Annotated in this window: 18 protein-coding genes; 5 read left to right on the top strand and 13 right to left on the bottom strand. The window is 65.7% G+C overall.

The window, feature by feature from the left end; all coding sequences use genetic code 11:
* Nucleotides 1-3: 3 nt before the first annotated feature.
* The 6 genes from prfB to MMG94_RS13945 all read right to left on the bottom strand — a co-directional run bounded on the left by prfB (nt 4) and on the right by MMG94_RS13945 (nt 5,406).
* Nucleotides 4-1,135 (bottom strand): peptide chain release factor 2 gene (gene prfB, locus MMG94_RS13970; RefSeq protein WP_154419723.1). Its coding sequence is split into 2 segments (ribosomal slippage): nt 4-1,065 and nt 1,067-1,135, totalling 1,131 coding nucleotides; the frame shifts between segments, so codons are not numbered across the junction.
* 91 nt (nt 1,136-1,226) lie between these two features.
* Nucleotides 1,227-2,312 (bottom strand): CorA family divalent cation transporter, encoded by a 1,086-nt coding sequence (locus MMG94_RS13965; protein WP_016918535.1) that lies wholly within the window; start codon nt 2,310-2,312, stop codon nt 1,227-1,229.
* Nucleotides 2,313-2,374: 62 nt separating this feature from the next.
* A complete protein-coding gene (locus MMG94_RS13960) occupies nt 2,375-3,343 on the bottom strand; it encodes a DUF1963 domain-containing protein (protein WP_016918536.1) in 969 nt (322 codons plus the stop codon).
* 65 nt (nt 3,344-3,408) lie between these two features.
* A complete protein-coding gene (locus MMG94_RS13955) occupies nt 3,409-3,744 on the bottom strand; it encodes a hypothetical protein (RefSeq protein WP_016918537.1) in 336 nt (111 codons plus the stop codon).
* Between the two features lie 25 nt (nt 3,745-3,769).
* Complete coding sequence (gene cobS, locus MMG94_RS13950) at nt 3,770-4,768, bottom strand: cobaltochelatase subunit CobS (protein ID WP_016918538.1); 999 nt, start codon at nt 4,766-4,768, stop codon at nt 3,770-3,772.
* A 44-nt stretch (nt 4,769-4,812) separates the two neighbouring features.
* Nucleotides 4,813-5,406, bottom strand: coding sequence for a J domain-containing protein (locus tag MMG94_RS13945; protein ID WP_016918539.1), 594 nt, complete (start codon nt 5,404-5,406; stop codon nt 4,813-4,815).
* 133 nt (nt 5,407-5,539) lie between these two features.
* On the opposite strand from MMG94_RS13945, the gene MMG94_RS13940 reads away from it, so the two are divergent.
* On the top strand, nt 5,540-5,836 hold the full coding sequence (locus tag MMG94_RS13940; RefSeq protein ID WP_016918540.1) for a BolA family protein: 297 nt from the start codon (nt 5,540-5,542) through the stop codon (nt 5,834-5,836).
* A gap of 16 nt (nt 5,837-5,852) precedes the next feature.
* Here MMG94_RS13940 and MMG94_RS13935 read toward each other — a convergent pair whose 3' ends face one another.
* Nucleotides 5,853-6,824 (bottom strand): YheT family hydrolase, encoded by a 972-nt coding sequence (locus MMG94_RS13935; protein ID WP_016918541.1) that lies wholly within the window; start codon nt 6,822-6,824, stop codon nt 5,853-5,855.
* 31 nt (nt 6,825-6,855) lie between these two features.
* Nucleotides 6,856-7,149 carry a DUF6156 family protein gene (locus tag MMG94_RS13930; protein ID WP_016918542.1) on the bottom strand — a complete coding sequence of 98 codons (294 nt, stop codon included), beginning with the start codon at nt 7,147-7,149 and terminating at the stop codon, nt 6,856-6,858.
* Between the two features lie 153 nt (nt 7,150-7,302).
* On the opposite strand from MMG94_RS13930, the gene MMG94_RS13925 reads away from it, so the two are divergent.
* Together MMG94_RS13925 and MMG94_RS13920 are read left to right on the top strand one after the other, a co-directional pair.
* On the top strand, nt 7,303-7,767 hold the full coding sequence (locus MMG94_RS13925; protein WP_026016048.1) for a hypothetical protein: 465 nt from the start codon (nt 7,303-7,305) through the stop codon (nt 7,765-7,767).
* A 152-nt stretch (nt 7,768-7,919) separates the two neighbouring features.
* Nucleotides 7,920-9,086, top strand: coding sequence for a phosphoserine transaminase (locus MMG94_RS13920; RefSeq protein WP_016918544.1), 1,167 nt, complete (start codon nt 7,920-7,922; stop codon nt 9,084-9,086).
* Here the strand turns inward: MMG94_RS13920 and MMG94_RS13915 are convergent.
* Together MMG94_RS13915 and MMG94_RS13910 are read right to left on the bottom strand one after the other, a co-directional pair.
* Complete coding sequence (locus MMG94_RS13915; RefSeq protein ID WP_016918545.1) at nt 9,083-9,490, bottom strand: type II toxin-antitoxin system VapC family toxin; 408 nt, start codon at nt 9,488-9,490, stop codon at nt 9,083-9,085. The two genes, MMG94_RS13920 and MMG94_RS13915, sit on opposite strands and share 4 nt — an antisense overlap.
* Nucleotides 9,491-9,498: 8 nt before the next feature.
* Nucleotides 9,499-9,753: an antitoxin gene (locus MMG94_RS13910; RefSeq protein WP_016918546.1), complete on the bottom strand. Its 255-nt coding sequence runs from the start codon at nt 9,751-9,753 to the stop codon at nt 9,499-9,501.
* Nucleotides 9,754-9,834: 81 nt separating this feature from the next.
* Here MMG94_RS13910 and serA point away from each other — a divergent pair, with 81 nt between their 5' ends.
* A complete protein-coding gene (gene serA, locus MMG94_RS13905) occupies nt 9,835-11,421 on the top strand; it encodes a phosphoglycerate dehydrogenase (RefSeq protein WP_016918547.1) in 1,587 nt (528 codons plus the stop codon).
* 182 nt (nt 11,422-11,603) lie between these two features.
* Nucleotides 11,604-12,215 (top strand): L,D-transpeptidase, encoded by a 612-nt coding sequence (locus MMG94_RS13900; RefSeq protein WP_016918548.1) that lies wholly within the window; start codon nt 11,604-11,606, stop codon nt 12,213-12,215.
* An 81-nt stretch (nt 12,216-12,296) separates the two neighbouring features.
* Here MMG94_RS13900 and MMG94_RS13895 read toward each other — a convergent pair whose 3' ends face one another.
* The 3 genes from MMG94_RS13895 to MMG94_RS13885 form a co-directional block, all read right to left on the bottom strand.
* Nucleotides 12,297-12,845, bottom strand: a complete 549-nt coding sequence (locus MMG94_RS13895) for an RBBP9/YdeN family alpha/beta hydrolase (protein WP_016918549.1) — start codon at nt 12,843-12,845, stop codon at nt 12,297-12,299.
* Complete coding sequence (locus MMG94_RS13890; protein WP_040578912.1) at nt 12,845-14,539, bottom strand: lysine--tRNA ligase; 1,695 nt, start codon at nt 14,537-14,539, stop codon at nt 12,845-12,847. Before MMG94_RS13890 ends, MMG94_RS13895 begins: the two co-directional genes overlap by 1 nt.
* Nucleotides 14,540-14,978: 439 nt before the next feature.
* Entirely contained in the window at nt 14,979-15,293 is a 315-nt protein-coding gene (locus MMG94_RS13885; RefSeq protein WP_016918551.1) for a hypothetical protein, read from the bottom strand.
* Nucleotides 15,294-15,310 lie beyond the last annotated feature (17 nt).

Below are 15,310 nucleotides of genomic sequence, written 5' to 3'. Positions count from 1 at the left end.
CCTCTACTCTACATCCTCGACGCTCGCAGGCCCGCCGCCATAAACGCGCTGGGCGAGCGAGGCCTGCATGAAGTCGTCGAGTTCGCCGTCGAGCACCTCGTCCGGCGTGCCGGAAGTGTGGCCGGTCCGCAGATCCTTCACGAGCTGATAGGGCTGTAGGACATAGGAGCGGATCTGGTGGCCCCAGCCGATCTCGGTCTTGCTGGCGGCGACCTTGTTGGCTTCCGCCTCGCGCTTTTCGAGTTCGAGCTCGTAGAGTCGGGCGCGCAGCATGTTCCAGGCGGTGGCGCGGTTTTTGTGCTGAGAGCGCTCCGCCTGACAGGCGACGACGATGCCGGTCGGGATATGGGTGATGCGGATGGCGGAGTCCGTCGTATTGACGTGCTGGCCGCCCGCGCCGGACGATCTATACGTGTCGATACGGCAGTCCGACTCGTTGATATTGACCTCGATCCGGTCGTCCACCACCGGATAAACCCAGACCGAGGCGAAGCTCGTATGGCGGCGGGCGTTCGAATCGAAGGGCGAAATGCGCACGAGGCGGTGCACGCCCGATTCGGTCTTGGCCCAGCCATGGGCGTTGTGGCCCCTGACGAGGATCGTGCCGGACTTGATGCCGGCCTCTTCGCCGGCCGTCTCCTCGATCACCTCGACCTTGAACTTCTTGCGCTCGGCCCAGCGGGCGTACATGCGGAACAGCATGCGCGCCCAGTCCTGGCTTTCGGTGCCGCCGGCGCCCGAATGAATTTCGATGAAGGTGTCGTTGCCGTCGGCCTCGCCCGAGAAGAGCGCCTCGATCTGGCGCGTCTGGGCTTCCTTGAGCACGGCTTTCAGCCCCTCGACGCCCTCTTTCTCCGTATCGGGATCGCCCGCTTCCTCCCCCAGCTCCACGAGCGTCACCGCGTCGTCGAGCTCGCGCGCAAGCTTGCCCAGCGCGCCCATCTGCTCCTCGAGCTGGGTGCGTTCGCGCATGAGCTTCTGCGCTTCTTCGGGGTCGTTCCAGAGTGTGGGGTCTTCGGCCTTGACGTTCAGTTCGGCGAGACGGCGGGTCGCGGTCTCGACGTCAAAGATGCCTCCTCAGCAGTCCCATGGACTGCTCGATCTGTTCTTTGAGCGCAAGCGGCTCGGCGCGCATGGACGTTCTTTCGGTCTGGCGGGAGCGGCGCTCCCTTCAAAGTCGCGCGGAAACTATTCGCCGCGACGCCGCCTGTAAAGGATTTGTCGCATCAGTAGCCGCCATCCGCCGGGCGCGAGGGCGACGACGCGCGCGGCCGGCTCTCCTCGTCCTCCTGCGCGGCCGTGAGACCCCAGCGGCGCATCAGCAGCAGAATGGCCCCGGCCGCGACGACGCAGACGACCGTGGCGTAGGCCACGCCCTCCTCGCTTTCGGAGAAGGGCAGATTTTTGAGGTTCATTCCGAAAAAGCCCGTGACGAAGGTCGCGGGCAGCAGCAGCGTCGTCACGACCGTGAGCACGTAGAGCCGGTCATTGGTTTCGAGATTGAGGATCGCGTTCAGCTCATCCTGCAGCAGGCGGGCGCGATCCTGCAGCGCCTGCATGTCGCGCCCGAGCGATTCCGTGTGCTGCACCAGCCGCGCCGCTACCTCGCGCAGCTCATTGTCGCGCGCGTCCTCTGGATCGTCCTCTATGTCCTCCAAACGCGCCAGCGTCGAGACGAGACCGCCGACCTGGCGGGAAAGGCGAACCGCGTCGCGCCGTCCCGCGCCCAGCATCGGCCGCGCCTTGCGGCCGGACCCGTCTATGATGAGATCCTCGGCCCGATCGAAGGCGGCTCCGATATCGTTCGTCATGCGGCTCAACTCGTCGACGAGGCAGGTCGCCATCAGCTCGAACAGCGCAAGCGGCGATTCGATCGCCATCCCCCGGCCGATGGCTCCCCGCGCCGCCTCGACGCTGTTCATCGGGCTGCGGCGCGCGGTCACGGCGAAGCTCTCGCCGATGGCGAAGCGCAGATAATCCGTGCGCCAGGCGGGACCGGCCAAGGTGCGCTCATGGTCGAGCAGCGCGCCGCTGACCAGGCCCTCCGAATATTCGAGATATTGATGGTCGAGCGGATCGCACAGAGCCTCGCGGGCGCTGTCGGAGAGCGCCGCGATGCGCGCGATTTGCGGCCGCGCGCGAACGTCGGTGAGATCCATATGGAGCCAGACGAAGCCCTCCCGGGCGCTTCCGAGCGCATCGAGATCCTCCGCGCGCCCCGGCCCGGCGCGGCCTTGCGCGTCGAAGCGGATGATCCAGAGGCAGCCGGGAATGCCGGCGTGAAGAGCGTCTTTCAGTCGGTCGGGGGTCATGGTCTCCGTTTCGCTCGTCCTGCGCCAATGACATGCGGGAACATGACAGCCGGATGACGCGCTCAGCCGCCCTCGGTCGTCGCCCAGGCCTTGTCGAAGCGGCCGGCGGCGAGATCCTCGGGCGTGATCCAGAACTGCGCCATACCCATGTCGCAGAACAAGAACTCCCGGCAGAGGCCCCAATCGGAGTCGAGTTGGAGCAGCGAAACGAGGCCGCGCTCGCGCGCCCCGTCGGCGGTCCCCTGAACATTCGTCGCGGCGCCGAGCATCTGGTGACGGACGATGCGGGCCTCGGGCGGCGCGATTTCGCCATCCCCGCCGCGACGCGCGCTCCCGACCCAGGCGGCCGGATGCTCGTAATTCTCATAACGCCGCTCGAGAACCGGCGCCGCCTCGCCCGTCGCCCGCTCGATGGAGCGAAGCATGCGGCGGTCGGCTTCCCGGCTGGCGTCGCCCTGAAAATAGAGATGAGCTCCGACGAAGCAATCGATGACATGCGCTTGCAGCGGCGCCTCGGGAAAAACGCTCAGCTCTTTGGCGTAGCCGCCATCGGGTTTTCCCCACGCATGCCCGACGAGCGGAATGTCGGCGGGCGGCGCGCGCGGCGGTCCCGCCGTTTCGGCGTATATGACGCGCGTCGCGTCACTATCGGCTCCACGGTCGCCCCAGCCCCAAAGCATCTCCTCCTCCATATCGGCGAAGAAGAAGAGGAAGCCGCGCGCCGGCAGGGCGGCGGTCCGAGGGGCGAGCGGCGTCGGCGGGAGATGCGCGAGCTCGATCTGGGCGAGGAAATGCAGCGGCGTATTGGAGACGCCCTGACGGGGCCAGTCGACGCCGTCCGGCAGGTTCGGCAGGCCGCCGAGCTTGCTGAGAGAGTCGGCCTCGAGAACGCGGCGCAGCCAGATCGTCGGCTCGCGCGCGCGGGCGAGGCGGGCGTCGAGGTCTTCGCGCCGCGGCTCCTTCGGGGCGGGCGCCTCGACTGGCGGCGCGGCGCGGCGAAGGATTGAAAACAGACGGTCGAAGCTCGGCACAGGACTCTCCCCGGAAGCCCGATCCTAAAGCGCGAGCCGTGACGAAACCGTAACCCGCTTCTCAGCTACACGTCGGAAACCCCGACCTTCTGCTTCAGCCGGCGCACGCGCGCCTCAAGATCGCTAATGAGCATGCCGTGGCCGAGCACGGCCGAGTGATATTCCACCACCGCCCGCCGCAAGCCGGCGACCTGTTCGCGGGTCGCCTTGTGCTCCACTTCGTTCTTCGCCTGCATCGTCAAGAGGTCAGACGCCACGTCGGCGCGCAGCGAATGCATGTCGCCCTTCAACTCGTCGCGTAATAAATTAATCCCACTTCTGAGTTGCGCATGCGACTCCGCGATCTCCGCACGCATGACGCGCAGTTGTTGCAAAACAAGATTTTCCGGTTCGTCGGCCATGTCTCAGCCTACTATGCGAGCCGCCCTACGTCATCACCACATTCACCGCGCTCTCCGGCAGCTCCTTGCCGAAGCAGCGCTGATAGAACTCCGCGACCAGCGGGCGCTCCAGCTCGTCGCATTTATTGAGGAAGGTGAGGCGGAAGGCGAAGCCGACATCGTTGAAGATCTCGGCGTTCTCGGCCCAGGTGATGACCGTGCGCGGACTCATCACTGTCGAAAGGTCGCCGGCCATGAAGGCGTTGCGGGTGAGGTCGGCGACGCGCACCATCTTGTCCGCGACGGCGCGGCCCTCTTTGGAGGCGCCGTAGGACTTCACCTTCGAGACGACGATATTCGTCTCCGCGTCATGCGGCAGGTAATTGAGCGTCGTCACGATCGACCAGCGGTCCATCTGCGCCTGATTGATCTGCTGCACGCCGTGATAGAGGCCCGACGTGTCGCCGAGGCCGACCGTGTTCGCCGTGGCGAAGAGGCGGAAGGCGGGATGCGGACGGATGACGCGATTCTGGTCGAGCAGGGTCAGGCGGCCCGACACTTCGAGCACGCGCTGGATGACGAACATCACGTCCGGGCGGCCGGCGTCATATTCGTCGAAGCAGAGCGCGACATTGTGCTGAACCGCCCAGGGCAGGATGCCGTCGCGGAATTCCGTGACCTGCTTGCCGTCCTTGAGCACGATCGCGTCCTTGCCGACGAGATCGATGCGGGAGATGTGGCTGTCGAGATTGACGCGCACGAAGGGCCAGTTGAGCCGCGCCGCGACCTGCTCGATATGGGTCGATTTGCCGGTGCCGTGATAGCCGGTGACCATGACGCGGCGGTTGCGCGCGAAGCCCGCGAGAATGGCGAGCGTCGTCTGGCGGTCGAAGAGATAGTCCGGGTCGATGTCCGGCGCGTGCTCGCTACGCTCGGAAAAGGCCGGAACCTCGAGGTCCGTGTCGATGCCGAAAACCGCGCGCGCCGAGACCTTGATGTCCGGCGTGTTTTCCAGGCCCGAGCCGGATTTAACTGCTTCGACCAAAATCGTCCTCCGTCTGGCGGGCAATCGGCGTCGACGATCAAGCGTCAGACGAGCCGCGCGGCCCTCAGCGTCTTATAGGCATGAATGATTTCCCGCAATTTCTCCTCGCGGGAACGATCGCCGCCATTTGCGTCGGGGTGGTGGCGCTTGACGAGCTCCTTATAGCGCGTCCGGATGGCTTCCGGTCCAGCGGTTTCGTCGAGGCCGAGCGCCTCGAAGGCGCGCATCGTCACCGGCGAATAGCGCGGCTGCTTTTTTTCGGGCGCGCGGCGATGGTGGCGAGCGCGATACATGCCGAGCGGATCGTCGGTCGGGCCGCCATCCTCACGAAAGCCCGCCTGCCCCCGGCGCGTGCCCATGGCCCAGGTGGGGCGATGGCCGACGGTCGCGTCCTTCATGTAGCGGGCGACGTCGGCGTCCTTCATCCCGTTGAAGTAATTGTAGGTGGCGTTGTATTCGCGAACGTGGTCGAGGCAGAAGCAGAAATACTGCCCCTCGCGCAGCCGGCCCATGGGCGCGCGATAGGCGCCTTCGGCGGAACAGCCCGGCGCATCGCATTTGATTCCCGACTCGCGCTTCTCCTCGCGCGGCTGGCGCTGCGTTCTGATGCGATCGAAGAGGGGCGAATTCAGGTTCATTTCATTCCATTATGATGGCCGCGGCCCCCGCCGCAAGCGCGGACCGCGCCAATTTTCGCAGGGGCTCGCTCTGCGCCCATTCTTGCAAGAGGGGCGCCCGGACCTTAGCTGGCGGACAATGTGGAGGACGACTATGGCGGATCAGGGTAAAGGACCGGTGGCGGCGAGCATCGAGAAGAAACTGATCGAGGGGCTGACGCCCATCTCGCTGAACGTCATCGACGAATCGCATCACCATGCGGGGCATGGCCATGCCGGCGACAAGCGCCACGGCAATGAGAGCCATTTTCGCGTGGAGGTGGTGAGCGCGGCCTTCGAGGGCAAGAGCCGGGTGGAGCGGCACCGGATCGTCAACGGGCTGCTGGCCCAGGAGATCGCGGAAGGGGTGCACGCGCTCGCGATCGGGGCGAAGACGCCGGGGGAGGGATAAACAAATCTCCTCGAGGCTACGTGAATTTGCAGGCGAGCCACGCCGCCGTCACAAGGTCGTGCCAGCCGATCGGACTGCCGCGACCATGGAACCCCAGATGTCCGCCGCCCGGCGCGACAGCCGTCTCGACGGTCTTAAGGCTCGGCCAGTCAATCCCCTCATAGACGGCCGCCGGAATCCACGGATCGTCCATGGCGTGGATGACGAGGGCGGGACGGTCGACGCCGCGCAAAAAGCCGACGGCCGAATTTCGCTCGTAATAATCCGCCGCGTCGCGAAAGCCGAAACAGGGGGCGACGAAGCGGTCGTCAAACTCATAGATCGACCGCGCGGAGGCGATGGCCGAGCGCTGCGCGGACGTCAGCTCGGCGCCGGGCGCCAGGGCCTCGCTTTTCAGACCCGCGAGCAGATAGTGGTGATAGATGAGATTGCGCGGCGCCTCTATCCGCTGGCTCGCCGCCGCGAGATCGAGCGGCGTCGAGACGGCGACGGCGCCGAGCACAAGCGCGTCATGGCCGCCCTCGCCCATGAATTTCAGGACCAGATTGCCGCCCAGCGAATGCCCGACCAGCGCGACGCCGCGACGGACTAGCTCGTCGGGCAATTGGCGCAGCGCCGCCGCGAGATCTTCGGTCTTGCCGGCATGGTAGCGGCCCTTCGAGGTCGGACGGGAGAGAGCCGAGCCGCGCAGATTGAGCCGCAGGACCGGCCATCCCCCGCTCACCAGATGCCGCGCCGTCCGGACGACATTGACGCTCGCTTCCGTGCCCGTGAGACCGTGGATCAGAACGACGAGCGGCCGTCCGCCGGGCTCGGCGGGCCGGTCGAGCCGCGCCGCCAGACGATCCCCGTCCGGCATGGCGAGCAGCAGGCGCGCGCCGCCGTCGAGCTCTTTGGGCTTCGGCAACAAAATGTTGCGAACGGTCTGGAGGTCGGGACCCCACCAGGGCGCGCGTTCCTCGAAAATGGGGAAGGCGTCGCTGCGCATGCGAAGACCTCCTGCGCCTCACGCATTGCGTTCAGCTACGTATGGGCGCGCCGGTCTCGTCGCAATCGACCTCGGTCACTTCATCCCCCAATTCGATGCGGGCATGGGCCAGCGAGCCGTCGTCGCGATAGGCGTATTGGTGGGAAAGCTCGACCTCGCCATAGACCAGCTTCTCCACCGTCGCCACCCGCCCGGCCGGATCATGGGTCACGCGGAAATAGGTGTTCCGGTTGCCGAGCTCCGTCGCCTCCAGCGGCTCGACGAGCTTCAGCGGCATGCGCACGCCGCTATAGGTCAGGAAATATTTGTAATCGGCCTCTGTCATGCGCCTCTCCCTCTTCTCTTTTCCGGGCCCCTAGAAAGAATCGCGCCAGCGCAAGAACCGGCATGGCGCTTGCGGAAAGCGCGCCGGAACGGCCTCTCCCCGGGCCGCCTTTGTCGCAGATGCGACAGAATCCTACGAGAAGGAGCGCCAGAAATGAGACTAGCCGAAGCCTATGCCAGCGCGACCGCGGAAGAGATCGAGGCGGCCCTCGCGGGCGGCAAGCTGATCGTCTATTCCGTCGGCCGCCCGCCATCAGCGAACCACAAGATCACCCGCAGCTCGGCGCTGGCCGAATATACCTTCGCCAGCCCCGCCTTTGACGACGCCAAGACGCCCGTCTTCACGGAGAACGGCGCCGTCGCGCAACATGTCGGAACCCCGGGCTGGGCGCGTGCGTTTTCGGCGGACGGCGCGGTCGTCGCGGACTTTTCGGTGGGCGCCGGACCGACGGAGATCAAATGCGACAGCATCTCGGCGACGCCGGGCTTTCCGATCAAGGTCGTGTCGCTGAAGATCGCGCTGCCGGCGGAGACCGTGTCTTTCGAGAAGACCGAATTCGGCCATGTCTACATTACCGGTCAGGACAACCCCTATCGCAAGCTCTCCGTCCGCGGCTGATTGACGGATCTTCGAAACTTCGCGCGCCCGCTTCCCGTGGGCGCGCAAAACAAGAACAGCGCCAAGGCTGCGCCGACCCGCCATCTTGACGATTTGGTGACGAGCGCGTAGCGCGGAGCGACTTTTTCGCCCCGCTTTCATCAGGACAAGACATGGCGACGCCCAAGCCCGGCTCCAAGCCGGCGAACCCCCGCTTTTCCTCCGGCCCCTGCGCCAAGCGCCCGGGCTGGTCCTTCGACAATCTGAAAGGCGCGGCGCTCGGCCGGTCGCACCGCTCGCCGGCGGGCAAGGCGAAGCTCAAACAGGCGATCGACCTGACCCGCGAAGTGCTTCAGGTCCCCGCCGATTATCGCATCGGCATCGTGCCGGCCTCCGACACCGGGGCCGTCGAAATGGCGCTCTGGTCGCTTCTCGGCCCGCGTCCGGTCGACGTCGCCGCCTGGGAGAGCTTCTCGGCGGATTGGGTGACGGACGTGCTGGAGCAATTGAAGCTCCCCGACGCCCGCAAATTCACCGCGGCCTTTGGCGACATGCCTGATCTCTCGCAGGTCAATTTCGACCATGACGTCGTCTTCGCCTGGAACGGCACGACGGCGGGCGTGCGCGTGCCCAATGGCGACTTCATCCCCGCCGACCGCAAGGGCCTGACGATCTGCGACGCGACCTCGGCCGCCTTCGCGCAGAATCTCGATTTCTCCAAGCTCGACGTGACGACCTATAGTTGGCAGAAGGTGATGGGCGGCGAGGCGGCGCATGGCATGCTGATCCTCTCACCGCGCGCCGTCGAACGGCTGGAAAGCCACACGCCGGCCTGGCCAATGCCGAAGATTTTCCGGCTCACCAATAAGGGCAAGCTGATCGAAGGCGTTTTCGAGGGCGACACGATCAACACGCCGTCGCTCCTCGCCACGGAGGATTATATCGACACGCTCGGCTGGGCGAAGTCGATTGGCGGCCTGCCGGCCCTGCGCGCGCGTTGCGACGCCTCCGCCAAGGCGGTCGCCGACTGGGTCGAGCGCACCCCCTGGATCGACCATCTCGCAAAGAACCCGGCGACCCGCTCCAATACCGGCGTCTGCCTCGTCTTCTCGGAGAAGAGCGCGGCGCGCGGCAAGGCTGAAAAAGCGGCGCTCGCCAAGAAGATGGTCGCCATGATCGAGGCGGAAGGCGCCGGGTACGACTTCGGCGCCTATCGCGACGCGCCCCCCGGTTTCCGTGTCTGGTGCGGCGCGACGGTGGAGGCGTCGGACGTGGCGATCCTCACACAATGGCTCGACTGGGCCTATGCGGAAGCGACGGCGACGGCGGAGGCGGCTTAAGCCGCCCAGTCTGTCGCCATCAAGCCCGGCACGCGGTCAAATTCGCGGCGGTTATTTGTGACGAGCACGGCGCCGCGACGCCGCGCCTGAGCGGCGATGAGAACGTCGAAGGGGCCAATCGGCGCGCCGCGCGCTTCCAAATGGGCGCGAATGTCGCCGGCTTCGTGCGCATCGTCGGCATCGAACGCCGGCTGTTCAAACCCGGCGGAGAGAAATTCAACGAGAAGCGCTCGGGCTTTTTCGGGCTGCCGACTTTTTGCGATCCCGTAAGAGAGCTCGAACAAAACGACAGACGGAACGATCAGCTTCGTCCCGGCCCGGATCTCTTCCGCCAGCCGCTCCGCATAGCCCGCGCGCCGGCCGTTGAGGGCGAAAATGACCACATTCGTATCCAGACAGAACATGGAAAGCGTCAGTCGAATGAAATAGATTCGTCGGGCCGAAGCGGCTGATCGTCGGGAATGCCCTCCGGCAAGAAATCCTTCGCGCCGAGAGCGTCCAACCGCAATCGCCAGGCGTCGACATCGAAAGGCTCGGATTCCAGCGGCTCGAGAATGACCTTGTCGCCCACCTTGCTGACCCGGACCTCCGTCCCTGGCAGCCGGAATTCCTTCGGCAAGCGAACCGCCTGGCTGCGACCGTGCTGGAACAGTTTCGCCGTCGCCATCGTCACCTCCGCCTTTAAGAGTATCTACCAGAGATAGATATCCGCTCATCTTCCGACCGACAAGTCCCCTCGGAGCCCGCCATGCCGCCCCGCATCCTCATCTCCGACTCCCTCTCCCCCGCCGCGATCGATATTTTCCGCGCCCGCGGGATCGAGGCCGATTTCGAGCCCGCGCTCGGCAAGGACGAAGCGAGGCTCGCCGCCGCCATTGGCGCCTATGACGGGCTCGCCATCCGCTCGGCGACCAAGGTGACGGCCGAGATTCTCGCGCGGGCCGAAAGGCTGAAGGTCATCGGGCGCGCCGGCATTGGCGTCGACAATGTCGACATTCCCGCCGCGACGGCCAAGGGCGTGATCGTGATGAACACGCCCTTCGGCAATTCGGTCACGACCGCCGAACACGCCATCGCCATGATGTTCGCGCTCGCCCGCCAAATCCCCGCCGCCGACGCCTCCACCCAGGCCGGCAAATGGGAGAAGAACCGCTTCATGGGCGTCGAGATCGCCGGCAAGACGCTCGGAATTGTCGGCTGCGGCAATATTGGCGCCATCGTCGCCGACCGGGCGCTGGGGCTGAAAATGCGCGTGATCGCCTACGACCCCTTCCTGACCGAAGAGCGCGCGCAGGCGCTCGGCGTGGAGAAGGTCGAACTTGACGCGCTTCTCGCCCACGCGGACGTCATCACGCTGCACACGCCGATGACGCCGCAAACGAAAAACATCCTGTCGGCCGAGGCCCTCGCCAGGACGCGCAAAGGCGTGCGCGTCGTCAATTGCGCGCGCGGCGGGCTCCTCGACGAAATGGCGCTCGCCAGAGCGCTGGACGACGGCCATGTCGCCGGCGCGGCGCTCGACGTCTTCGCCGTCGAGCCGGCGACGGAGAACCCGCTTTTCGGCCGCGCCAATGTCGTCTGCACCCCGCATCTCGGCGCCTCGACGAGCGAGGCGCAGGAGAAGGTCGCGCTGCAGGTCGCCGAGCAGATGTCGGACTATTTTACGCGCGGCGCCGTCGCGAACGCCGTCAATTTCCCTTCCATCACCGCCGAGGAGGCGCCGCGCCTTGCGCCCTTCGTCGCGCTCGGGGAAAAGCTCGGCCTCTTCATCGGTCAGATCGCGCGCTCCGGAGTCCAGTCGCTCTCCATTGTTTTCGAAGGACATATTGCGCAGCAAAAGACCAGGGCGATCACTGCGGCGGCGCTCTCCGGACTGCTGAAGCCCATTCTCGAGGATGTGAGTCCCGTCTCCGCCCCGGCCATCGCCAAGGAGCGCGGAATCGCGGTGGAGGAAATCACGCGCGAAGCGCAGAGCGGCTATGAATCGCTCCTCGCCCTCGCCGCCCGGACGGCCGAAGGGGAGATTCGCGTCGCCGGCACGGTCTTCCACGACGGCAGGCCGCGAATCATGCGCATCGGCGAGATTGGGGTGGACGCGGAATTCGCGCCCTCGATGATCTATACGCAGAATGAGGACCGGCCCGGCTTCATCGGCCGATTCGCCAACGTGCTCGGGGCGGCGTCGGTCAATATCGCCACCTTCGCGCTCGGTCGCGACGCGCCGGGCGGCTGCGCCGTGGCGCTCGTCGCCGTCGACGGCGCCCTCCTCGAGGGAACGCTCGACGAAATCCGCGCGCTTCCGGGGGTCAAGCAGGCGACGACGCTGAAGTTCTAGCGACCCCACTGTTGCATGCTTGCAACTGTCGGGAAGGAAAAGCCCGGAAGCCTCAAGCGCGTGCGGCTTCTTGCTTGCGCGCCCCTCCCGCCTGCGAGACAAATCGTCGCTGTCGCCTTCCCCGCGAATTTGAGACGGCGTTGGCGGCTCGCCGCTCCCCACCGATCGAATAAGGAATACTCATGCGACGGCTTGTCCTTGCATCGCTCTGCATTTTCGCCGGCGTCGGCGCGCTCTCGTCGCAGGGCTTCGCGCGCAACGCCGCGCCTCAGGCCGAAACCGACCCGCTGACCGAGCTTTTCGGCGGCGCGACCGCACCCGCCGCGCCGGCCGGCCAGGGCCGCCCGCAAGCGGTCGCCATTCCGCGCGAGACCGTCTCCTTCGACGGCTATGCGCCGGGCACCGTGGTCATCAACACCAGCGAGCGCCGTCTCTATTACGTGACCGGCAACGGCCAGGCGATTCGCTATGGCGTCGGCGTCGGCCGTCCGGGCTTCGAATGGGCGGGCACGCGCTACATTTCCAGCAAGCGCGAATGGCCGGACTGGACGCCGCCTTCGCAGATGCTGAAGCGCCGTCCCGATCTGCCGCGCCACATGGAGGGCGGCCTCGCCAACCCGCTCGGCGCCCGCGCCATGTATCTTTCGGGCACGCTCTACCGCATCCACGGCTCCAATGAGCCGGAGACGATCGGCCAGGCCGTGTCCTCGGGCTGCATCCGCATGACGAATGACGACGTGACCGATCTCTATGACCGCGTAAAGGTGGGCACCAGGGTCGTCGTAACGCGCTAAGCGTCGCGCCCAAGACGATTGATTTCGGCCGGCCTTTGCGCCGGCCGTTCTGTTTTTCCGCCGACAAAGGCGGCGAGCGGCCTACAGCTTCGCGACGAAATGCGCGAAAGCGAGCAAACCCTCGGGCCAGGGGCCGTGGCCGCTCTCGACATTGATATGCCCGGCCGCGCCCGCGTCGATGAAACGCGCGCCGATGTCTTCCGCGAGGCGGCGCGGGAAGAGGAGATCGGCATAGGGGTCGTTATCGCCGCCGACGAGAATCGCCGGGAAAGGCAGGCGCGCGCGGGGAACCGGCAGAAAGGCCGAATCGACCGTTGGCAGCTCCCGGATCACCTGCTCCGAGGGCGGCGCGACGAGAAAGGCGCCGGCGATTTTTTCCGGCGATTGCTGCGCAGCATGAAGCGCGGCGACGACGCCCAGCGAATGGGCGACCAATATCGCCGGACGCGGCGCGGCGCGGATTTCCCGCGCGATCGTCCCGACCCATTCGTCACGCTTGGGGTTCGCCCAGTCGCGCTGCTGGACCCGTCGCGCCGTCGAGAGCTTTTTCTCCCAGCGGCTCTGCCAATGATCGGGACCGGAGTCGAGATAGCCCGGAATGACGAGAATATCGGCCTCGGCGGCGCGCATCAGGCGGCGGACTTTATGAAGGCGCCCTCAAGCGCGTCCTCAATGAGCTTGCGGGAGTTCGCGACGCCGTAAAGCGCGACGAAGGAGCCGAAGCGCGGACCTTTCTTCTCGCCGAGCAGCACCTCATAGAGCATGTTGAAGAAGTCGTTGGAGACCCCCGGCCGCTCCGGCGTCGCGCCCTTGGCGGCGAAGTCCTGATAGCGCGGCTCGGCGCGGGCGACGTCATAAAGCGCGGTCTGAATTTCTTCCGCCGTCGCATTTTCGCCGAGCGCGCCGAGAATCGCGTCGATCTTCGCGAGCGCGTCGCGCTCGACCTCGTCGGCGGCGCGATATTGCTTCGCCGGCTTCACGAAGTCCTTGAAGTAAGCGACGGCGTAACCGACGAGCTTGTCGAGACGCGGATGGTTTTCCGGGCTCGCCGAGGGCGCGTAGCGCTTGAGGAAACCCCAGAGCACCGCCGGGTCCTCGGCGTTGGCGACGGCGGCGAGATTGAGCAGCATGGAGAAGGAGACGCTCGCGCCCTTTGTCCCCTCGGCCGCGCCGCCATGTTCGAGCGTCTCGGGCGCGGGCGGATTTCCGGCATGGATGTGCCAGACGGGATTGCCGAGCCGGTTCTTCCAGTCCTGCCGCTGATAGGCGTCGAGAAAGTTCAGATAGTCGTCGACATTGCGCGGGATGACGTCGAAATGCAGACGCTTCGCGGCGGTCGGTTTTTGAAACATGAACTGCGCGAGCGATTCGGGGCTGGCATAGGTCAGCCATTCCTCGATCGTCAGGCCGTTGCCCTTCGACTTCGAAATCTTCTGGCCCTTCTCGTCGAGGAAGAGCTCGTAATTGAAGCCCTCCGGCGGCTTGCCGCCCAGCGCGCGCACGATCTGGCCGGAAAGCTTGACCGAGTCGATCAGATCCTTGCCGGCCATTTCATAGTCGACGCCCAGCGCATACCAGCGCATCGCCCAGTCGGGCTTCCATTGCAGCTTGCAATGGCCGCCGGTGACGAGCGTCGTGAATTTCTCGCCCGTTTCGGGGTCTTCCCAGTCGATCGCGCCGGCTTCCGCGTCCATGCCCGCAAGCGGGACCTGCATGACGATCCCGGTCTTCGGGTGGATCGGCAGAAAGGGCGAATAGGTCGCCGCACGCTCCTCGCGGAAGCTCGGCAGCATGATCTTCATCACTGCGTCGTAGCGGGCGAGCATGTGCTTCAACGCGGCGTCGAAGCGGCCGCTTTTGTAATAATCGGTCGCGGAGGCGAATTCGTAATCGAAGCCGAAAGCGTCGAGAAAGGCGCGCAGGCGGGCGTTGTTATGGGCGCCGAAACTGTCATGCGTGCCGAACGGGTCCGGCACCTGCGTCAGCGGCTTGCCGAGATTGGCGGCGACCAGCTCCTTATTGGGGATGTTGTCGGGGACTTTGCGCAGCCCGTCCATATCGTCCGAGAAGGCGATGAGGCGCGTCGCGATCCCGCCCTCGGTCAGGATCTCGAAAGCGCGTCGCACCATGCTGGTGCGGGCCACCTCGCCGAACGTGCCGATATGCGGCAGGCCGGAAGGGCCGTAGCCGGTTTCGAACAGCACGGAAGTCTGGCCGCTCGCTTCGATCCGTTTGACGAGCTTCTTCGCCTCCTCGAAGGGCCAGGCGGGCGAGACGCGCGCAGCGTCGAGAAGTTCGGGCGAAAGATTGAGCGGAGCGGACATTTGCTTGGACGCAACCATCAGGCTGTAGGGGGAAGCGCGGCACAGTAGGTAGCGGCGCGGGGGGCGTCAACGGCTCGCTTTTCGGCGCGGCGGAATATGAAATTTTTAAGCGGGTTTCTCCGCCGTCATTGTGAGCGTAGCGAAGCAATGACGGCGGAAAACATCAGAGCAAAGGGTCCAAAGGGTCTGCGGCGGTCGCATTAACGGGAAGGCCTTGGCCCAAATGCCCCGTCATCTTTCGCGCTTGGCGGCCGCGTAACTTGACCGTTTCGCGCGCCTCTACGACGCCGCCTTAAGCGCGCTCGGCTATCGCCGGGTTTGGACTGACGACACGACGCTCCAGAATGACAAAAAACAGAAGGCGGAGGCGCTCTTGACGAGCCGCCTTCGCCTTCCCAGTGTGGCCTTTGACCTTGCGGTCGGGGGACGCCTGCGCGATTTAATTCGTGCAGGTCACGCTGCGCATGTAACGGACGCGGCCATGCTCGTCTGTGCTTGGTTTCAAAACGAGCGTGCAGTCTTCGTCCTCGGCGCCGTAAGCGCGTCCCACCCTGATCGCCGGCCCATGCGCGAGCGGACGCATGCCGTCATCGTTGACGCTGACCGCCGCCTGAACGGCGGCGGCGGACTGTACCTTCGAAGCCGGCGCAGTGGGGGCCGCGGCAACAGCGGCGACGAGACCAAAGGCGATCGTGGCTCCAAGAACAATCCGCGACGTGCGGCTTGCGAACGGGCTTTCGCGCATAACGGCCATAAGGGCCCCTCCCAATA

The organism is Methylocystis parvus OBBP (assembly GCF_027571405.1).
GTDB classification, from domain to species: Bacteria; Pseudomonadota; Alphaproteobacteria; order Rhizobiales; family Beijerinckiaceae; genus Methylocystis; species Methylocystis parva.
Note: the sequence above shows the minus strand (reverse complement) of the source record. Positions and strands in the feature narration are given on the sequence as shown.

Excerpts from the sequence above, each read along its gene's own strand:
- MMG94_RS13920 (WP_016918544.1), top strand. The coding sequence starts at position 7,920 with ATGGCGACGCCCAAGCCCGGCTCCAAGCCGGCGAACCCCCGCTTTTCC.
- MMG94_RS13900 (WP_016918548.1), top strand. The coding sequence starts at position 11,604 with ATGCGACGGCTTGTCCTTGCATCGCTCTGCATTTTCGCCGGCGTCGGC.
- serA (WP_016918547.1), top strand. The coding sequence starts at position 9,835 with ATGCCGCCCCGCATCCTCATCTCCGACTCCCTCTCCCCCGCCGCGATC.
- MMG94_RS13895 (WP_016918549.1), bottom strand. The coding sequence starts at position 12,845 with ATGCGCGCCGCCGAGGCCGATATTCTCGTCATTCCGGGCTATCTCGAC.
- MMG94_RS13885 (WP_016918551.1), bottom strand. The coding sequence starts at position 15,293 with ATGGCCGTTATGCGCGAAAGCCCGTTCGCAAGCCGCACGTCGCGGATT.
- MMG94_RS13915 (WP_016918545.1), bottom strand. The coding sequence starts at position 9,490 with ATGTTCTGTCTGGATACGAATGTGGTCATTTTCGCCCTCAACGGCCGG.
- MMG94_RS13955 (WP_016918537.1), bottom strand. The coding sequence starts at position 3,744 with ATGGCCGACGAACCGGAAAATCTTGTTTTGCAACAACTGCGCGTCATG.
- MMG94_RS13935 (WP_016918541.1), bottom strand. The coding sequence starts at position 6,824 with ATGCGCAGCGACGCCTTCCCCATTTTCGAGGAACGCGCGCCCTGGTGG.
- MMG94_RS13945 (WP_016918539.1), bottom strand. The coding sequence starts at position 5,406 with ATGAACCTGAATTCGCCCCTCTTCGATCGCATCAGAACGCAGCGCCAG.
- MMG94_RS13930 (WP_016918542.1), bottom strand. The coding sequence starts at position 7,149 with ATGACAGAGGCCGATTACAAATATTTCCTGACCTATAGCGGCGTGCGC.
- MMG94_RS13925 (WP_026016048.1), top strand. The coding sequence starts at position 7,303 with ATGAGACTAGCCGAAGCCTATGCCAGCGCGACCGCGGAAGAGATCGAG.
- MMG94_RS13890 (WP_040578912.1), bottom strand. The coding sequence starts at position 14,539 with ATGTCCGCTCCGCTCAATCTTTCGCCCGAACTTCTCGACGCTGCGCGC.
- MMG94_RS13940 (WP_016918540.1), top strand. The coding sequence starts at position 5,540 with ATGGCGGATCAGGGTAAAGGACCGGTGGCGGCGAGCATCGAGAAGAAA.
- MMG94_RS13965 (WP_016918535.1), bottom strand. The coding sequence starts at position 2,312 with ATGACCCCCGACCGACTGAAAGACGCTCTTCACGCCGGCATTCCCGGC.
- MMG94_RS13910 (WP_016918546.1), bottom strand. The coding sequence starts at position 9,753 with ATGGCGACGGCGAAACTGTTCCAGCACGGTCGCAGCCAGGCGGTTCGC.